This is a genomic window from Mesorhizobium sp. ORS 3428 (genome assembly GCF_001854785.1).
Lineage (GTDB): Bacteria > Pseudomonadota > Alphaproteobacteria > Rhizobiales > Rhizobiaceae > Mesorhizobium.
In genome coordinates this window covers 1-17,333 of sequence record NZ_MDFL01000035.1, presented here as the reverse complement: position 1 = coordinate 17,333, position 17,333 = coordinate 1, and the positions used below count along the sequence as shown (strand labels likewise).

General features: G+C 63.1%; 17 protein-coding genes and 1 pseudogene. 14 read left to right on the top strand and 4 right to left on the bottom strand.

Annotated features, from left to right (window positions below):
- The 4 genes and pseudogenes from ORS3428_RS05565 to ORS3428_RS05550 form a co-directional block, all read left to right on the top strand.
- A pseudogene (locus ORS3428_RS05565) lies at nt 1–252 on the top strand (amino acid ABC transporter permease); the annotation flags it as partial.
- Nucleotides 249–1,097 (top strand): amino acid ABC transporter permease, encoded by an 849-nt coding sequence (locus tag ORS3428_RS05560; protein ID WP_071095337.1) that lies wholly within the window; start codon nt 249–251, stop codon nt 1,095–1,097. The pseudogene ORS3428_RS05565 and the gene ORS3428_RS05560, both read left to right, overlap by 4 nt.
- A gap of 7 nt (nt 1,098–1,104) precedes the next feature.
- Nucleotides 1,105–1,854, top strand: a complete 750-nt coding sequence (locus ORS3428_RS05555) for an amino acid ABC transporter ATP-binding protein (RefSeq protein WP_071095335.1) — start codon at nt 1,105–1,107, stop codon at nt 1,852–1,854.
- A gap of 176 nt (nt 1,855–2,030) precedes the next feature.
- Nucleotides 2,031–2,315 carry a hypothetical protein gene (locus ORS3428_RS05550; RefSeq protein WP_071095333.1) on the top strand — a complete coding sequence of 95 codons (285 nt, stop codon included), beginning with the start codon at nt 2,031–2,033 and terminating at the stop codon, nt 2,313–2,315.
- 36 nt (nt 2,316–2,351) lie between these two features.
- Here ORS3428_RS05550 and ORS3428_RS05545 read toward each other — a convergent pair whose 3' ends face one another.
- Nucleotides 2,352–3,359 (bottom strand): hypothetical protein, encoded by a 1,008-nt coding sequence (locus ORS3428_RS05545; protein WP_071095331.1) that lies wholly within the window; start codon nt 3,357–3,359, stop codon nt 2,352–2,354.
- 127 nt (nt 3,360–3,486) lie between these two features.
- On the opposite strand from ORS3428_RS05545, the gene ORS3428_RS05540 reads away from it, so the two are divergent.
- Nucleotides 3,487–4,044: a GNAT family N-acetyltransferase gene (locus tag ORS3428_RS05540; protein ID WP_071095329.1), complete on the top strand. Its 558-nt coding sequence runs from the start codon at nt 3,487–3,489 to the stop codon at nt 4,042–4,044.
- Between the two features lie 109 nt (nt 4,045–4,153).
- Here the strand turns inward: ORS3428_RS05540 and ORS3428_RS05535 are convergent, their stop codons facing one another.
- From ORS3428_RS05535 to ORS3428_RS05525, 3 genes are all read right to left on the bottom strand, one after another.
- A complete protein-coding gene (locus ORS3428_RS05535; protein WP_071095323.1) occupies nt 4,154–5,335 on the bottom strand; it encodes an MFS transporter in 1,182 nt (393 codons plus the stop codon).
- Between the two features lie 59 nt (nt 5,336–5,394).
- Complete coding sequence (locus ORS3428_RS05530) at nt 5,395–5,652, bottom strand: DUF2061 domain-containing protein (RefSeq protein WP_071095320.1); 258 nt, start codon at nt 5,650–5,652, stop codon at nt 5,395–5,397.
- Nucleotides 5,653–5,773: 121 nt separating this feature from the next.
- Nucleotides 5,774–7,438, bottom strand: a complete 1,665-nt coding sequence (locus ORS3428_RS05525) for a Na/Pi cotransporter family protein (protein WP_071095317.1) — start codon at nt 7,436–7,438, stop codon at nt 5,774–5,776.
- Nucleotides 7,439–7,801: 363 nt separating this feature from the next.
- Here ORS3428_RS05525 and ORS3428_RS05520 point away from each other — a divergent pair, with 363 nt between their 5' ends.
- From ORS3428_RS05520 to ORS3428_RS05480, 9 genes are all read left to right on the top strand, one after another.
- Complete coding sequence (locus ORS3428_RS05520; RefSeq protein ID WP_071095315.1) at nt 7,802–8,164, top strand: RcnB family protein; 363 nt, start codon at nt 7,802–7,804, stop codon at nt 8,162–8,164.
- A gap of 139 nt (nt 8,165–8,303) precedes the next feature.
- Nucleotides 8,304–10,259, top strand: a complete 1,956-nt coding sequence (gene dnaG / locus ORS3428_RS05515; protein WP_071095313.1) for a DNA primase — start codon at nt 8,304–8,306, stop codon at nt 10,257–10,259.
- Between the two features lie 366 nt (nt 10,260–10,625).
- A complete protein-coding gene (gene rpoD, locus ORS3428_RS05510) occupies nt 10,626–12,653 on the top strand; it encodes an RNA polymerase sigma factor RpoD (RefSeq protein ID WP_071095311.1) in 2,028 nt (675 codons plus the stop codon).
- 203 nt (nt 12,654–12,856) lie between these two features.
- The gene (locus ORS3428_RS05505) at nt 12,857–13,150 is read left to right on the top strand and encodes a GYD domain-containing protein (RefSeq protein WP_071095310.1); all 294 of its coding nucleotides are present in this window, start codon (nt 12,857–12,859) and stop codon (nt 13,148–13,150) included.
- 185 nt (nt 13,151–13,335) lie between these two features.
- Nucleotides 13,336–13,716 carry a thiol-disulfide oxidoreductase DCC family protein gene (locus tag ORS3428_RS05500; RefSeq protein ID WP_071095309.1) on the top strand — a complete coding sequence of 127 codons (381 nt, stop codon included), beginning with the start codon at nt 13,336–13,338 and terminating at the stop codon, nt 13,714–13,716.
- 218 nt (nt 13,717–13,934) lie between these two features.
- Nucleotides 13,935–15,017, top strand: coding sequence for a sugar ABC transporter substrate-binding protein (locus tag ORS3428_RS05495; RefSeq protein ID WP_071095308.1), 1,083 nt, complete (start codon nt 13,935–13,937; stop codon nt 15,015–15,017).
- Nucleotides 15,018–15,028: 11 nt separating this feature from the next.
- Nucleotides 15,029–16,078: an ABC transporter permease gene (locus ORS3428_RS05490; RefSeq protein ID WP_083355005.1), complete on the top strand. Its 1,050-nt coding sequence runs from the start codon at nt 15,029–15,031 to the stop codon at nt 16,076–16,078.
- Between the two features lie 26 nt (nt 16,079–16,104).
- Nucleotides 16,105–16,866: an ATP-binding cassette domain-containing protein gene (locus ORS3428_RS05485; RefSeq protein WP_201788292.1), complete on the top strand. Its 762-nt coding sequence runs from the start codon at nt 16,105–16,107 to the stop codon at nt 16,864–16,866.
- 100 nt (nt 16,867–16,966) lie between these two features.
- Nucleotides 16,967–17,333 (top strand): PadR family transcriptional regulator (locus tag ORS3428_RS05480; protein WP_131802841.1); only part of this gene is annotated, 367 nt, incomplete at its 3' end.

The following is a 17,333-nucleotide window of genomic DNA, read 5'->3' as shown; positions in this document are numbered from 1 at the left end:
CCGCTGGCGCTGCGCGTCTGCCTGCCGGCGTTGGACAACAATCTGGTCAATCTGCTGAAGACCACGACGCTTGCCTACGCCATTGCGGTTCCCGAGACGCTCTACGCCACCACGCAAATCTGGTCCGAATCCCAGAACGTGACCGAAATGATGTGCGTCCTGCTGGCCACCTTCGTTCTGTTGGTCGGCGTGCTCGTATGGGTCATGCACCGTTGGGAGCGGTCGCTGCGCATTCCAGGATTCGGCCAATGAAGAAAGGGCGCACCACGCCGGTGACTGACCTGCCCGTGCTGCTGCCGGTTCGACCCCCTTCAGCGCCGGTTTTACGGCTTCGTGCCTGCCACGGCCTGGCTTTGGTCGCGGCAGTGCTTCTGTTCGCGTCCGCTGCGGATGCGCAGACAGGTTCGGAAGAGCTGTCGATAATCGGTGTCATCATCAAATGGATGCCGCTGCTTTTGATCRGCTTCGGCTTCAATCTTGTTATTTCCGTGCTGTCGATGGCGCTGGGCACGATCGTGGGGCTTGGGCTTGGCCTGATGCAACTGAGCGCGTTCCGCTGGCTCCGCCGGTGCGCCTGGGCGCTGACACAGTTCTTCCGCAACGCGCCGTGGCTGGTGCTGCTGTTCTTCGCCATGTACCTGATCCCCTATCAGTTCCGCTTCGGCGACGTCACCGTTCCGTTTCCGGACTGGGTCAAAGCCGTTATCGGCTTCGCGCTGCCGGTCATGGCCAATGTCGCAGAGATCGTACGCGGGGCGGTGCAATCCATCCCCAGCGGCCAATGGGAAGCGGCAGACTCGCTGGCCTTCAGTCGCCGGCAGACGCTGTGGATGATTATCTTGYCCCAGTGTGTAAAGCGGATGCTGCCACCCTGGATGAACCTCTATTCGCTGGTCACGATGGCGACGGTCCTGGCTTCTGTCGTGGGCATCAACGAGATGCTGACGCTGACCRCACAGGTTCACAATGCCGAAGGCGGTCGAACGGACTTGCTGGCACCGCTCTACGCTTTCGCCATGCTGTGCTTCTTCGTCTACTGTTACCCGATCAATATTTGGACCGTTCGTCTCGAGCGGCGCTTCAACGTCAAGACCTGAGATTGCCATGGCAGCTTGGACTCCCGATCAACCGATGGTGCGTCTCCACGACGTGCACAAGTCGTTTGGCCAATCCGAAGTGCTCAAGGGCATCAGCCTTGAGGTGATGAAGGGCGAGGTCATCTGCATCATAGGACCGTCCGGCTCCGGCAAATCGACATTGATCCGGTCCATCAATGCGCTGGTGCCGATCAATTCCGGCTCGATCACCGTCGAAGGACAGGAGGTCAACGATCCCGCAGTGGACAAGTTGGCGCTGCGCCGCAAGGTGGGCATGGTCTTCCAGCAGTACAATCTGTTTCCGCACAAGACCGCGCTGCAAAACATCATGATGGCCCCGATCCATGTCCTCAAGCAGGATCGCCGCGAGGTCGAGGCGCGCGCACGGGCGCTCATCAAAAAGGTTCGCCTCGAAGGCAAGGAAGATACCTATCCGGGAGAATTGTCAGGTGGCCAGCAGCAACGTGTCGCCATTGMCCGCTCGCTCGCGATGCGCCCGGATCTGATGCTGTTCGACGAGGTGACGGCCGCGCTCGACCCCGAGACCGTCAAGGAAGTGCTGGTCACGATACGCGWACTGGCAGGGGAGGGGATGACGTGCATCCTGGTCACTCACGAGATGGGTTTCGCGCGCGAGATCGCCAACCACATCTATTTCACCGATCAGGGTGTCATCGTGGAGCACGGCTCGCCGAAGGAAATATTGGATCACCCGCGAGAGGCGCGAACCAAGGCATTCCTGGAACAAGTGCTGTAGGTGTGTCGAGATTCAGGTGGGGCCGGCCTGCGAATAGCGGCTTCCTGCGCCCGTTGAAGCTGTCGCCCGCGTTCGGCGCTTCGCCGGCGTTGACCGGCGAAGYCAGCCGCTGGAAGGTGGTTGGATCAGTGCCTACGTGGTGAGGTGAACAGCCTCTATCAAACGCGGAGCTGCTTATGCGGATCAAGGTCGAAACCCGGCGAGACCGTGACATCGAAGTGCCCCTCAGGTTCTGTCTCGACGGCGACCAGGTGGATGTTCTCGAGATGGTCGATCAATGGTTTGGCGCCGATTACCGCTACTGCAAGGTCAAGGGCAGCGATGGCGCGCTCTACATCCTGCGCTACGATGAACGTCGATCGGAATGGGGCATCACAATGTTTGCAAGCGAACGGGCGCAGGCCGTGACGACTGGATGGACTTGGCCAAGGCGAAGCGCCGCCAAGACGTTGCTCCAGTAGCGGCCCGAATAGGAGGCATCGCCCGTCCGCAGAACCTCAAGGATTCTTGCAGATCGGCACCGGCTGCGGAGGCGGCAGCGGGTGAGCCTTCTTGTATTGCGCGATGATCGRCTCAAGCGTCTTCTTTGGCCAGAATTTCGGAGAGCCGATCTCCTTCAGGCAGGATGTATTCCAGTAGAGCCCCGCGCCCGACAGCGATTGCCTGGATGCAGCTCTCTGTGTGACCGCCGCGATGTCACGTGATTCAGGATAGATGTAGAGCRTCGTCGGATTGTCCTTGATCATCGGAATGATCAGCGCCGCGTCCGCCGGCGACCAGCTGGTGCAGCCATTGCTGCGGCCACCGGCGTAGTTCACCAGCTTGCCGAACGGGACGTAGCCGTCGTGGTCGGCATAGGAGCTCTTCGGCTTCTTCAGAAGACACATCCCGCGCAGCAACGCGGCCGGGTGTCCGCCGATCACGCGCTGCCTGGCGTTCGCGGTTTCGCCCTCACCGTCGAACTGCACGAAGGTGCGCATGAAAGCCGCATCCTGTTTCGCAGCGGTGCGATAATAGCCCTTGAACGACGTCTTGGTATCGGCGGTCAGATAGGCGCCGCCGGCCGTCAGTTCCGAATCCATCGCATTGCCGAAGTTCTTGGCGCAGCGTCTGCCGTTGCTGAAATCCGCGACGCCCTTGAGGTTGCGGCCGCCACCATGGCCCGCAGAAACCGCGCGGAACGACTGCTCGGCCTCGCAGATGATGTAGTAGCGGCGCCCCAACACCCCATTTCCCAGATCGCCGGGACGGGTCGCGTCCATGGCGAAGTAGCAGGGATTTTTCACGGAACCTTCGCTCACCTTTTTCAGGTAAAGCGCACGTGCCCTTTCCAGGACCACTTGCGCGATCTGACCGTCGCCTTCGCCGACATGGGCTTGCAGCCAGGCCGGAATGCCCGAKGGTCGCAACGCRGCGAAGGACCGGGCCGACATCGTCAGGGCCAAAGCCACAACGAGCAAGCCRAGGGCGCCCGTGACGCCCAGCGGAACAGATCTCAACCGCACCGGATGAATTCCCCTCTCCAAACCACTGTCTCTTGCAGTGAATCACCAGGTGCTGATCATAGAAGGCCTCGCGCCAATCGGCGAAACACTTCTTGTTTAGCGGCACCCTATAGGAAGCGGGTACAAGATGATCGAAATCGTCAAACCTGCGCTCGAGCACTTGCCGTCCTACAAGGCGGCGCTGGAGCGCGGCTGGTCGCCCGACAATGTGCGGCTGCTGGAAGCGACGCGCGARCAACTTGCGGCCATCGAGGAGGACCCTGTCGCCTTCCTCRCCAGCCTTGACGATCCTGAGGCGAAGGGGCCGCCCATTACCTTGCCCGACGGCACCAGCGTGCCGCGCCTGCCCGGCTACCGGCGCTGGATCTGGGACGGCGAGGCCGCGGGCTCTATCGGCCTTCGCTGGCAGCTCGGAACGTCCGCCCTGCCTTCACATGTGCTCGGCCATATCGGCTATGCGGTGGTGCCGTGGAAGCGGGGGCGCGGTTATGCCACCGAGGCGCTGCGGTTGATGCTGGAAGAGGCGAGGGCAGTGGGTCTCGACTATGTCGAGATCACCGCGAAACCGGACAACCCGGCTTCGCAGAAGGTGATAACAGCCAATGGCGGCAGGCTGATCGGCCGCTTCTTCGAGGATGCGGCCTATGGCGGCGCCGAAAGCCTTAAATTCCGCATTGATCTCTAGGCGTTTGTCTGTCCCTGCAAGGAGCGTTCGCGGTTTGCTGACGATCCTGGCGGGTGGCTTCGGACACGCGCCGTCCGCGGTCTGAGGCAGTAAAACTGCAGGCGGCGTTTTATTCGGCTGCCGCCGGCAGCGGCGGCGTTGCGCGGCTGCGCCATTCCCACGCCTGCGAGGCGAGGGCGACCGCCACGGCCACCAGCATGGCGAGCGCGCCGGCGACCGGCAGGCTGCGATAGCCCAAGCCGGCATTGAGCATCGCCGCACCTAGCGAGGCGGCCAAAGCGATACCGACATTGAAGCCCGACGGGATGAGCGAAGAAGCAAGGTTCGACGCATCGGCCGTCCAGGCGAGGATGCGGGTCTGGATCGGTGCGCCGATGGCGAAGTTGAGACCGCCCCAGACAACGATGGYGACGACCATCGGCACCGGGTAGGGACTGACTGCGTAGATCACGGCCAGCATGACCGCCTGCAGCAAAAGCATGGCGATCAGCGAGGGCATCAGGTTCCAGTCGGCAAGCTTGCCGCCGAGGAAGACGCCGATCGTGGCGCCGACGCCGTTGAGCAGCAGAACCCAGGGGATCAGGCTTTCGTCGAGGCCGGTAACCTCGAGAAGCGTCGGCGTGATGTAGGTGAAGAGGCTGAACTGGCCGATCATCAGCATCAGCATCAGGATGAGCGAAGTCCAGACCTGCTGGCGCCCCAGCACGCGCACCTCGCGTGCCAGTCCGGCGGGCCGGTTCGCGGCGCCTGCCGAGCGCGGCAGCAGCGCAAGCATGGCGAAAGTCGCGACGACGCCCAGCGCGCCCATCACCCAGAAGGTTGCCCGCCAGCCCCAGAGGCCGCCGATCGCGGTGCCGGCGGGCACGCCGATGACATTGGAGACGGTGAGCCCGGAGAGGATCACGGCGACAGCCACACCGCGCTGGTCCTCACGCACCAGGCTAACCGCGACCACCATGGCGACGCCGAAGTAGCAGCCATGCGCCACGGCAACAGCGATGCGCAGAAGAAGCATCGACGTGAAATCGGGCGACAGCGCGCAGGCTGCCTGGCCAAGGGTGAAGGCGACGGTCAGYCCGACAAGCAGCGCCTTGCGCGACACCCTGCCGGTGGCAAGCGCCAGAAGCGGGCCGCCGATCGCAATCCCGCCGGCATAGCCGGAGACCAGGTAGCCCGCGGTGGGCACGGAGACGCCGAGGCCTTCCGCCACCTCCGGCAGCACGCCGGCAATGACGAATTCGGTCGTGCCGAAGGCGAAGGCGGCAATGAAGAGTGCAATCAGCGGCAGCATGGCAGGGCGTCAAACCACGGATGCGTGCCGCCGGCAATGCAGAAATTGTCGACGCCGCTTTAGCTTTTCTTGACCGGGTTTAGCGCTGCCTCGGTGGCGGAGGACGAGGCCGATTTCGCGTTCATGCCGTAAGGAATTTTCAGCCACGCTCGCTCATGAAGGTAAAAGAGCAGCGACTTGGTTACAACTTCGGTCCCGCCGATGGCTGCAGCGAGCTTCACGCTTCCGGTCACCACGAGCGAGATGATCATCGTATCGACCGTGCCGGTGGCTCGCCAGGAAAGCGCCTTGATGAAGCTGCGCGAATGGGTGTCCATCGACTACGTCATCCTCCTAGTGAGTGGACCTCAATCCTTCCTTAGCCGACGGAGGCGAGGATGAGCAAAGATTAATTTTCTGCCCGGCGCGCCAAGGTCGATAGCTTTTTTGCTTGATGGGCTAACTTGCCTTCAGCCGCGAGCCGCCGAGCAGTCCGCGTTCCTCGAGCACGGGATAGGCCATGGAGGCGAGCAGCGAGTTGATCTGCTTGAGGTCGCGGATGGTGTCGAGATGGATGGAACTGGTATCGACGCTTTTGGCCGTGCCGTCGCGCAGCCGCACGAAATGGCTGGCGCTTGTCTCTTTCTCGCGCTCGCGCAGCAGATCCTTCTCCAGCACCAGTTGCCGGGCGGTTTCGGGGTCGCGCGAGACCAGCACGTTGAAGGCAAGCCGTGCATTGGCAAGCACCGAGGCGTGGAAGGCGAAGAGCTCGCGCCAGCCCTCGGGCGTGAATTCCAGTCCGCGCTCCAGCTTCTTCCTGACATGCACCAGCATATTGCGCACGATGATGTCGCCGACCTGCTCCAGCTTGACGCAGGCGCCGATCAGTTCCTGGCAGCGCAGCGCCTCGTCCTCGCTGAGCCGGTTCTTGGTGACCTTGGCAAGATAGAACTTTATTGCCGCGTGCTTCTTGTCGACACGGTCGTCAAGCGCCGCAAGCGCCTTGATCTTATCGCTGTCGGCGCTCTCGTAGAGCTCGATGATGCGCTTCAGCATGATCTCGACCGTCTCGCACACCCGCACCACTTCGCGGGTGGCGTTTGCCAGCGCCTGGCTTGGCGTGTCGAGCGCGCTTTCGTTCAGGGCCGACAATTCGACGACATCGAAGGGTGCCGGCGATTGCGGCGCTATGCCCAGCGCCACGATGCTTTCGGACGCACGATAGACGAGGCCGGCGAGCGGCAGGCCGGCAAGCAGGATGGTCACGTTGAACAGGATGTGGGCGTTGACGATCTGATCCGGCCCTGTGGTGCCGAGAAAGCCGACCGGCGGCTTCAGCGTCATGAACAGGATCAGCATGATCAGCGAGYCCATCCCGCGCATCAGCAGATTGCCGACCGGCACGATGCGCACGCCCGGATCGGCATTGCGGGTAAGCAACGGCGCGATGACCGAAGAGCCGAGATTGACACCAAGCACCAGCACGATTCCGAGTTCCGGCGGGATGAAGCCGCGTCCGGCCAGCGTCACCATAAGGAGAACGGCAGCGATCGAAGAATGGAACAGCCAGGTGATCAGGGCGGCAAGAAGATAGGCGGTGACGAAATCGCCGGAGAAATAGTTGACGATCATCGGCATCAGCTTGCTCTGGCGCAGCGGCTCCGAGGCCTGGCCGATCATCTCCAGCGACAGCAGCAATAGCCCGATGCCGACAAGAATACGGCCGAACTGGCGCCAGTCGCGACGCTCCGTAGCCATGAACATGACCGTGCCGGCGACAAGGCAGACCGGAACCAGAAGCGACAGGTCGAAGGTCAAGAGCTTGACTACCAGCGCCGAGCCGATCTCGGCGCCGCGCACCGCAAGCTGCCCGGCGGCGCCCGATACGATGCCGGCGCCGGCGAAGGAGCCGACCAGCAGCGTGACGGCGGTCGAGCTTTGCAGCGCGATCGCAAGACCGCAGCCGGCGAGCACCGCCGTCAGCGGATTGCGCATGGTTGCGCGAAGCCGGTGGCGCAGCACGTCGCCATAGGCGCGCTCGACGCCCGTCTTCACCAGGCGGGTGGCAAACAGCATCAGCGCCACTGCGCCGGCAAGGTGCAGAATGACGACGGAACCGCTCATGCCCGGCCTCGCGGCGTGGCGTCAGGGAAGCGGAAAAGGGCGCGAATCATGAGCATTTCGGGCCGCGAGAGTACTCCAAACAATTTTAGCCGGGTAATAAATTTTGCCCGGTTCGGCCGACGTTCGGCGCGCGACGGCGTGTGTCGGAAATGGATGGAAGGCTCATTGGTTGCATGCCGCAGGCGGATCTGGCGGCAAATGGCACGCGGTGACCCGGCCAATGGCCGATCCGGGAGATTTGGTTGGTTGAAGCGGATTTTATAAGCCTTGGAAATCATTGCAGAATTGTAACAATGGCGTTCAGATTCGGTTCATCCGGGCTTGGCTATCTCCTTGMCCGTCCAAAACCAAGGAGCACCGACCATGAAGCGTCTCGTACTTTCCGCCGTCACCGCCTCGATGCTGGCCGCCTCGGCCTTCTCGGGCCAGGCCGCGCCGCTCAACCAGCCGAGCGCGCCGCAGTCGAGCTACGCTCAGGTCGACTGGCAGAAGCCGGGCGTCACGAAGAAGAAAGTCGTGGTCAAGAAGAAGCTGGTGGTGAAGCGCAGCCATTGGCGCAAAGGCCAGAGATACGCGGCCTGGAAGCGCCACCAGGCGGTGCGCGACTGGCATCGCTATGGGTTGCGCCGCCCGGGTCCCGGCCAGGAATGGATCCGCGTCGGCAACGACTACCTGCTGGTCGGCGTCGTCTCCGGCATCATCTTCGGCGCGATCGCCGCGCACTGATCCGGGCAACGGCCCGAAACACCGGAAGGCGGCCGCTCGGCCGCCTTCTTTTTGTCTGTGAAAAGCGGGTACGATCGACCTTGACGAGTCGTCGCGCCCGGGCGGTTTGATTATATGGAGGGCAAACGAGCCTGTCCTGATGCGCTTTCCGCCCGCCTTCCTCGACGAGATACGCGACCGTGTGCCGATTTCCTCGGTCATCGGCCAGCGCGTCTCCTGGGACAGGAAGAAGACCAACGCGTCGCGCGGCGACTATTGGGCCTGCTGTCCGTTCCATGGCGAGAAGAGCCCGTCCTTCCATTGCGAGGACAAGAAGGGCCGCTACCATTGTTTCGGCTGTTCGGTCTCGGGCGACCATTTCAGGTTCCTGACCGAACTCGACGGCATGAGCTTCCCCGAAGCGGTCGAAAGGATCGCCGAGATGGCCGGCGTGCCGATGCCGGTGCGCGACGCCGCGGAGGAACGGCGCGAGAAGGAGCGCGCCAGCCTCACCGACGTCATGGAGATGGCGACCGTCTTCTTCCAGGAGCGGCTGCAGGGACCAGAGGGCGCGAAGGCGCGTGCCTATCTGCGCRACCGCGGCCTGACGCCGGCAACGCAGCAGTCCTTCCGGCTCGGCTATGCGCCGGATAGCCGCAACGCGCTAAAGGAATATCTTGCCGCAAAAGGCGTGCCGAAAACTGACATCGAGGCCTGCGGGCTGGTGCGGCACGGCGACGACGTCCCCGTCTCCTATGACTGGTTCCGCGACCGCATCATGTTTCCGATCCCGGACTCGCGCGGCAGGATCATCGCCTTCGGCGGACGGGYGCTGGCGCCGGACGCTTTGGCCAAATACATGAACTCGCCGGAGACCGAGCTCTTCCACAAAGGCAATGTGCTCTACAATTTCGCCCGCGCCCGCAAGGCCGTGGCGAAGGGCGGCACGGTGATTGCGGTCGAAGGCTATATGGATGTGATCGCGCTGGCGCAGGCCGGCTTCGAGAATGTCGTGGCGCCGCTCGGCACCGCGCTTACCGAAAACCAGCTCGAGCTTTTATGGCGCATGGCCGGTGAGCCGGTGCTGTGCTTCGACGGCGACCAGGCCGGGCTGAAGGCGGCTTGGCGCGCCGCCGATCTGGCGCTGCCGGCGATCCAGCCGGGCCGCTCGGCGCGTTTTGCGCTGCTGCCTGAAGGCAAGGATCCGGACGACCTCGTCAAGCTGGACGGTCCCGACGCTTTTCGCGCGGTGCTTTCGGAAGCCAGGCCGCTCGCCGACCTGCTTTGGATGCGCGAGACGGCCGGCGGCGTGTTCGATACGCCGGAGCGACGGGCGGAACTTGAAAAGACGCTGCGCGAGCTCACCAGCCGCATCCGCGACGAAAGCCTGCGCTACCACTACAGCCAAGAGATGCGCGAGCGCGTGTTGAGCTTCTTCGGCTCGCAGCGCGGCGCGCGGCAAGGTCATCACGGGGGACGCCAGGACGGCCGGGCGGGCGAGCGCGGCAGGGGTTCGGCACCCGGCGGCGCGTTTGGCCGGGGCGCGGCCATCGGCGCGCGCACCGCGATCACCGAAAGCCTCGGCCGCTCGGCGCTGGTCAAGCGCACCGGCGAGGGCATGTCGGTGCGCGAGGCGACGATCATCGTGGCGCTGATCAACCACCCCGCACTGATCGACGAGAATTTCGCGCATGTCGAATTCCTCGACCTCGCCAACTCGGATCTCAGGCGGCTGCACGCCGCGATCCTCGACGCGATGGCGCATGATGCCGCCGACAACCGCGACGCGGTGATCGCCACCATCGAGCGCGCCGGGTGCGGCGGTATCTGGGAGCGTGCCGTGGCGCTGATCAAGCGGGCAAGGCAGTGGCCGGCGCTCGAAACCGCGGCGCTCGACGACGCCCGCGACGCCTTCAACCAGGCCCTGCACTTGCAGCGCAGCGCGCGCACCTTACATAGGGAGCTGAAACAGGCGCAAGCGGCGCTCGATGCCGACCCTTCGGATGAAAACTTCCGGCATCTCGTCGAGATTCAAGCGCAATTCAACGATGTACAGGCAACGGAAGCGCTGATTGAAGGGTTCGGCGTTTCATCGGGCAGGGCCGGACGCGTTTAGGTCCGGACCGGCGCCGAATGAAGTGGAAATGCACAGGCGCGTCGAATCGACGCCTGTAAGTCGGGTAATTGATTCGCTTTTTTCATGCGAATCATGCCAGAGGCGCTTGACCTTCTGGCAGATTGGCGGAATCAGGACGATTCGAAACGTTAACCGTACCCGGGCGTCGGCGGGAAATTTTGAGCGATGTGAGGTGCTGGTCACTGGACAGGCAAAAGGCCTGCCACAGATACCAGGGTTAATCTGGATTTAACAAGAGATGCGGTTACTGGCCCGGTAAGAGGCGTTCTGGTGCGAGCGCATCCGGTATGACCGGTCGGGTAGCTTGCGCGGCTTCGATACTGGGCCGCTTGGAGACGACAAAGAATGGCGACAAAGGAAAAGGAAGAGGTCGATACCGAACGCGAAGGCGCCACCGATGGCCCGTTGCTYGACCTTTCCGATGATGCTGTCAAGAAGATGATCAAGGCCGCCAAGAAGCGCGGCTATGTGACCATGGACGAGCTGAACTCGGTGCTGCCCTCRGAGGAAGTGACCTCCGAGCAGATCGAGGACACCATGGCCATGCTGTCCGACATGGGCATCAATGTCGTCGAGGACGACGAGCAGGGCGAGGAGGCCGAAGGCGACGCCGGTGCGGACTCGGATGAAGAGGCCAACGAACTCGCCGAGCAGACCGGCACCGCGGTCGCCACCACGACCGCCAAGAAAGAGCCGACCGACCGCACCGACGACCCGGTGCGCATGTATCTGCGCGAGATGGGCTCGGTGGAGCTTCTGTCGCGCGAAGGCGAAATCGCGATCGCCAAGCGCATCGAGGCCGGCCGCGAGACGATGATCGCGGGTCTGTGCGAAAGCCCGCTTACCTTCCAGGCCATCATCATCTGGCGCGACGAGCTCAACGAATCGAAGATCCTGCTGCGCGAGATCATCGATCTCGAGGCGACTTATGCCGGCCCCGAGGCCAAGCAGGCGCCGGTCGTCGAACGCGTCGAGGAAGCGCCTAAGGCCGACGAAAAGCCGCGCGGCCGCGCCGCGGCGCGCGACGAAGAGGACGACATCACCAATGTCGGCGGYGACACGCGCGGACTTGAAGAAGAGGAAGACGACGAGGACGAGGCAAGCCTGTCTCTCGCCGCGATGGAAGCGGAACTGCGCCCCCAGGTCATGGAGACGCTCGACGTCATCGCCGACACTTACAWGAAGCTGCGCAAGCTGCAGGACCAGCAGGTCGAAAATCGTCTCGCAGCCGCCGGCACGCTCTCGCCCAGCCAGGATCGCCGGCTTAAGGAGCTGAAGGACCAGCTCATCAAGGCGGTGAAGTCGCTGTCGCTCAACACCGCGCGCATCGAAGCGCTGGTCGAGCAGCTTTACGACATCAACAAGCGCCTGGTGCAGAACGAAGGCAAGCTGCTGCGGCTGGCCGAAAGCTATGGCGTGYGCCGCGAGGAATTCCTCAAGGAGTACCAGGGCTCGGAGCTCGATCCGAACTGGACGCGCTCGATCGCCAACCTGACGTCGCGCGGCTGGAAGGAGTTCACCAAGAACGAGAAGGACGCGATCAAGGATCTGCGCACCGAGATCCAGAACCTCGCCACCGAAACGGCGATCTCGATCCAGGAATTCCGCAAGATCGTCAACCAGGTGCAGAAAGGCGAGCGCGAGGCCGCGATCGCCAAGAAGGAAATGGTGGAGGCGAACCTGCGCCTCGTCATCTCCATCGCCAAGAAATACACCAATCGCGGCCTGCAGTTCCTCGACCTGATCCAGGAAGGCAATATCGGCCTGATGAAGGCGGTCGACAAATTCGAGTACCGCCGCGGCTACAAGTTCTCGACCTACGCGACGTGGTGGATCCGGCAGGCGATTACCCGTTCGATCGCCGACCAGGCGCGCACCATCCGCATTCCGGTGCACATGATCGAGACGATCAACAAGATCGTGCGCACCTCGCGCCAGATGCTGCACGAGATCGGGCGCGAGCCGACGCCGGAGGAACTGGCCGAGAAGCTCGCCATGCCGCTGGAAAAGGTGCGCAAGGTGCTGAAGATCGCCAAGGAGCCGATCTCGCTCGAAACGCCGGTTGGCGACGAGGAGGATTCGCATCTCGGCGACTTCATCGAGGACAAGATGGCGATCCTGCCGATCGACGCGGCGATCCAGGCCAATCTGCGCGAGACCACGACCCGCGTGCTGGCGTCGCTCACGCCGCGCGAGGAGCGCGTTCTCAGAATGCGCTTCGGCATCGGCATGAACACCGACCACACGCTGGAAGAGGTCGGCCAGCAGTTCTCGGTCACGCGCGAACGCATCCGCCAGATCGAGGCCAAGGCGCTGCGCAAGCTCAAGCACCCGAGCAGGAGCCGTAAGCTCAGAAGCTTCCTCGACAGCTGATCCGAAAGCAGACARCAAATCAAAAGGGCGTCTCCGGCGCCCTTTTTTGCGTTTCCGGACACCGCATTGCGCCTTGCCGGGGCTGCCCGCCGGGAGGATAATTCCCTGTCGGATGCATTTCTGGGCGACAAGCCGGATGCCCGCCCCGGCGTCGGCCGTGACGGCCAGGCGCCGCGCTCCGTGGCACCGGAAGGAGGTGTGCCATGACAACCTACATCGTGCTGATCAACTGGACTGAGCTGGGCGCCAAGAATGTGCGCGAGTCTCCGAAGCGGCTCGATGCCGCCAAGAAGCTGCTGGGCGAGATGGGCGGATCGTTCAAGGCATTCTATCTGACCATGGGCGAATGCGACATGGTTGCCATTATCGAAGCGCCGGACGATGCGGTGCTTGCCCGTTTCGCGCTGATGCTGGCGTCGGGCGGCAACGTCAGGACGCGGACGATGAAGGCGTTTCCGGAATTCGCCTATCGCGAGATCATCAGCTCATTAGGATAGGCGCGGTTAGAGCGACTAGGATAGGCGCCGTTGGGCCGGTTCACCGTTTCATGGAAACGCAGAACCGCTCTACCTCTATGTCTTGACGCAATTGCGGACTGAAAACCGTTCCACACTTTTCGGGAATGGTTCCAGGGTCACGGCGCGGTGTTGCGGAGTGCGGCGGCGCATCCGATAGTCTTGCCATGTCCGTGCCCCTACTGACCGTCTGGTACAATACGCGCTGCCCGGTGTGCGACGCCGGCATCAGGCGCCAGAGACGGYGGCTGGTCGAGGCGGTTAAGGCCGGGCGCATCGAGTTCCGCGACATCAATTTCGAGCCGGCGGCGCTCTCCGGATACGGCGCCTCGCTGGAGGACATCCGCCGCCGGCTGCATGCGACCGACGCCGGGGGCAGGCTGCTGGTCGGCGCGGACGTGGCGATCGCGGTCTGGCGGATGACGCCCGGCGAAGGCTGGCTGGCGGCATTCTTCGGCAACCCGTTTGCGCTGCCGCTGACGCGCTTTGCCTATGACCGTTTCGCCGACCTGCTTTACGCCTGGAACCGCTGCAAGGGCCGCTGGTAGACCGCGTTCCAGGGGGAATAACCGGTTTGCCTTGGCGGCTTATCCGCGCGGAACTGTGCGCGTTCAAAAATAGGTAATTACACCGCGGCCATCTACTGGACCCTGCTTAGGGCCCTAGTTGTTCTTGCAAGGCTCCTCGTACTCCTTCCATCAGCTTTCGCCGGCCATCCGGCAATGAGGACGCATGACAGCAAATTGAAAATCTAGGGAGATCGACCATGGTCACGGATCATGAAAACACCCATTGTGGGCAAGGCCTAGCGGCCACGCGGCGCACGCTGCTGCAAATGGGACTGGGCGTAGGCGGCGCGGCCTCGCTGGCGGCGCTGGGCGCCTTGYCGGCATCGGCGGCCACGCAGGGCGACTTTCCCGAGCACAAAAAGTGGAAGTTCGTCTTCGTCAACCACGTCACCACCAATCCCTTCTTCGTGCCCACGCAGTACGGCATCGCGGACGCCTGYGCCTTGCTCGGCTGCTCGTCTCAGTGGACGGGGTCGCAGAAATCGATCGCCTCGGAGATGGTCAACGCGATGAACACAGCTATCACCGCCGGCGTCGACGGTATCGCCGTCAGCCTCGTGGACGAGCACGCTTTCAACGAGCCGGTGAAGAAGGCGCTCGCAGCCGGTATTCCGGTCGTCGCCTACAATGCCGATGCCAAAGGCAATGCCCGGCTCGCCTATGTCGGCCAGGACCTGTATCTTGCAGGCAAGGCGCTTGGAGAGCGCATCGTAAGCCTGGTGGACGAAGGCGAAGTGGTAGGGTTCATCGCCACGCCCGGCCAGCTCAATATCCAGCCGCGCCTCGATGGCGCCGCCGATGCGATCAAGGCCTCTGGCAAGAAAATCAATTTTACACAGATCGCCAGCGGGCCGACGGTCAATGAGGAGGTATCGCGCGTCGATGCCTACTATGTCGGCCACAAGGACGTGAAGGGCATGTTTGCCGTCGACGCCGGCAGCACCATGGCGGTCGGCAAGACTATGGAGAAATACGGTCTGCACGCCAAGGGCGTTCGCGCCGGAGGCTTCGATCTGCTGCCCGACACACTCGACGCTCTCGGCAAGGGCCATCTCGACTTCACCATCGACCAGCAGGCCTATCTGCAGGGCTTCTACACGGTGATGGAACTGTTCCTGTTCCAGATGTCGGGCGGCCTTACCGGCTCGGCCGATATCAACACCGGCCTCAAATTCGTCACCAAGGAGGGCGTCCAGCGCTATCTGAAGACGCAAAGCCGCTACGAGGGCAGCGCGAGCAAGCAGACACTGGTCGAGCGCTCGGGCCCGATCGGCGGCTGAGGACTTAGGGCATGGCCGACAACGCCCGGCATTCTCCGGCCAGCCAAGGCCGCCTTTCCGGCACAGCCGCGAAGGCGGGCGGCGCGCCGGCGCCGCGCAGCGCGTGGCGTCGGGCCGCGCCTATAATCTTTCGATACCGCGAAGCCAGCATCGTCATCGCCGGCCTGCTGCTGATCATCTATTTCCAATATTCCAGCGCGGCCTTCCTTTCGCAGTCGAACCTCGAGAATCTCGTCCAGTTCACCGCCGCCACCGCCATCATCGCCGGGGGCGAGGTGATGGTGCTGGTATGCGGAGAACTGGACCTGTCGGTGGGCATGGTCTATGCGCTCACACCTTTCGTCATGTATTTCGCCGCGGAGGGCGGCGCACCACCGTGGCTGGCGGTGATCGCGGGGCTTGCGGCGGCGGCGCTGGTGGGCGCCATCAACGGTTTCGTGACCACGCTGTTGCGGCTGCCTTCCTTCGTCACCACGCTCGGCATGCTGTTCCTGATCAATGGCTTCACGCTGACCATTTCCGGCGGCTTTCCGGTCCAGCCGCAGGCGGGCGATCTCTTTACGCAGATCCTCGGTGCCAATCCCTGGGCAGAACTGGCCTGGGCGGTGGCGATCGCGATCGGCCTGCAATTCGTGCTGATGAAGACCCGCTGGGGCCYGCACACCGTGGCCACAGGCGGCAATCCGATAGGGGCCGCCGAAGTCGGCATCAAGGTCCGTCGCATCAAGCTCGGCAATTTCATCCTCTGCAGTACRCTCGGCGGCTTTGCCGGGATGCTCGATGCCTTCCGCATCGGCTCGATCGACCCGCTGGCCGGCGGCAGCGAGATCATGTTCGCGGCGATCGCTTCTGCCGTCATCGGCGGCACGCTCTTGACCGGCGGGCTCGGCACCACGATCGGCGCCTTCTTCGGCGCGCTGGTGCTCGCGATCCTCAAGGACGGCTTCACCCTGCTGGGCGTCAGCGCCTTCACGTTCGACATGATCCTGGGCGCGGCGATCCTGGTGACGATGGCAGTCAACGTCCATCTCAGCCGGCTGCGCGACCAGGGAGGCGGATGATGGAACAGAATACGGGTTCCGGCGAATTGCTGCGCGCCGAGCACATCTCAAAGCACTTCGGCCAGATCACGGCGCTGCGCGACGTCAATCTGCGGCTGGCCCGCGGCGAGGTGCTGGGACTGCTCGGCGACAACGGCGCCGGCAAATCCACGCTGATGAAGATTTTTACCGGTTTCCTGAAGCCGTCGAGCGGACARCTCTATCTCGACGGCGCGCCCGTGACGCTGAGTTCGGTTGCGCACGCACGAAGCCTCGGCATTGAAGCGGTGTACCAGGATCTTGCCTTGATCAATGAACTGAACGTCTACCGCAACATGTTCCTGCAGCGGGAGGCCGTGTTCGGCGGTCCCCTGGGAATCCTCGATGACGCGTCCATGCGGCGTGCGGCGCTCGCRCATCTGGAGCGCATGGGAGTCAGCATCCCTTCGGTGGATGCCGAGGTGTCGCGGTTGTCGGGCGGCCAGCGCMAGGCGATCGCAGTCGCCCGCTCTGTCTACCAGAAGGCCAAGATCCTGCTGCTCGACGAGCCGACGGCGGCGATGGGAGCAAAGGAATCGGCGCTGGTCCTCGACMTGATCCAGCAGCTGAAGGAGGGYGGCGACATGGGCATCATGATCATCGCGCACAACTATGCCCAGATCTTCGACGTCTGCGACAGGATCAACCTCATCGAGGGCGGCGCAATCGTTTTCGACAAGCCTACCTCCGAGACCTCCGTGCAGGAGCTGAYGGATCTCGTGGTGCGCGAATACCGTAATGCACGCATGAGCGTGAAGCAGGATCGATAGTTTCCCTGCTCGCTTCCGATACATCGTAAGATATATCTTGACTCTGCGGATGTCGCAGCTTAATTAAGATATATCGTAAGACATAACGCAGGAGTGAAGGATGCACGGACATAACCATTTCGGCGAGCGCATGTTCATGCACATGGCCGGCAAATTCGGCGGTCGCGGCGGCGGCTTCGGGCCGTTCGGGCACGGCATGCGCGGCGGCGGTCGCGGCGGTCCGGGCGACATGTTCCGCGCCGGGCGCATGCTTGCCGATGGCGATCTGAAGCTGATCACGCTATCGCTTCTGGCCGAGGCGCCGCGCCACGGCTATGACATCATCAAGGCACTGGAGGAGCGCACCAGCGGCATCTACAGCCCGAGCCCGGGCGTGGTCTATCCGACCCTGACTTTCCTTGAAGAGGCGGGCTATGCCGTCTCGTCCAGCGAAGGCAACAAGAAGGTGTTCTCGATCACCGAGGCGG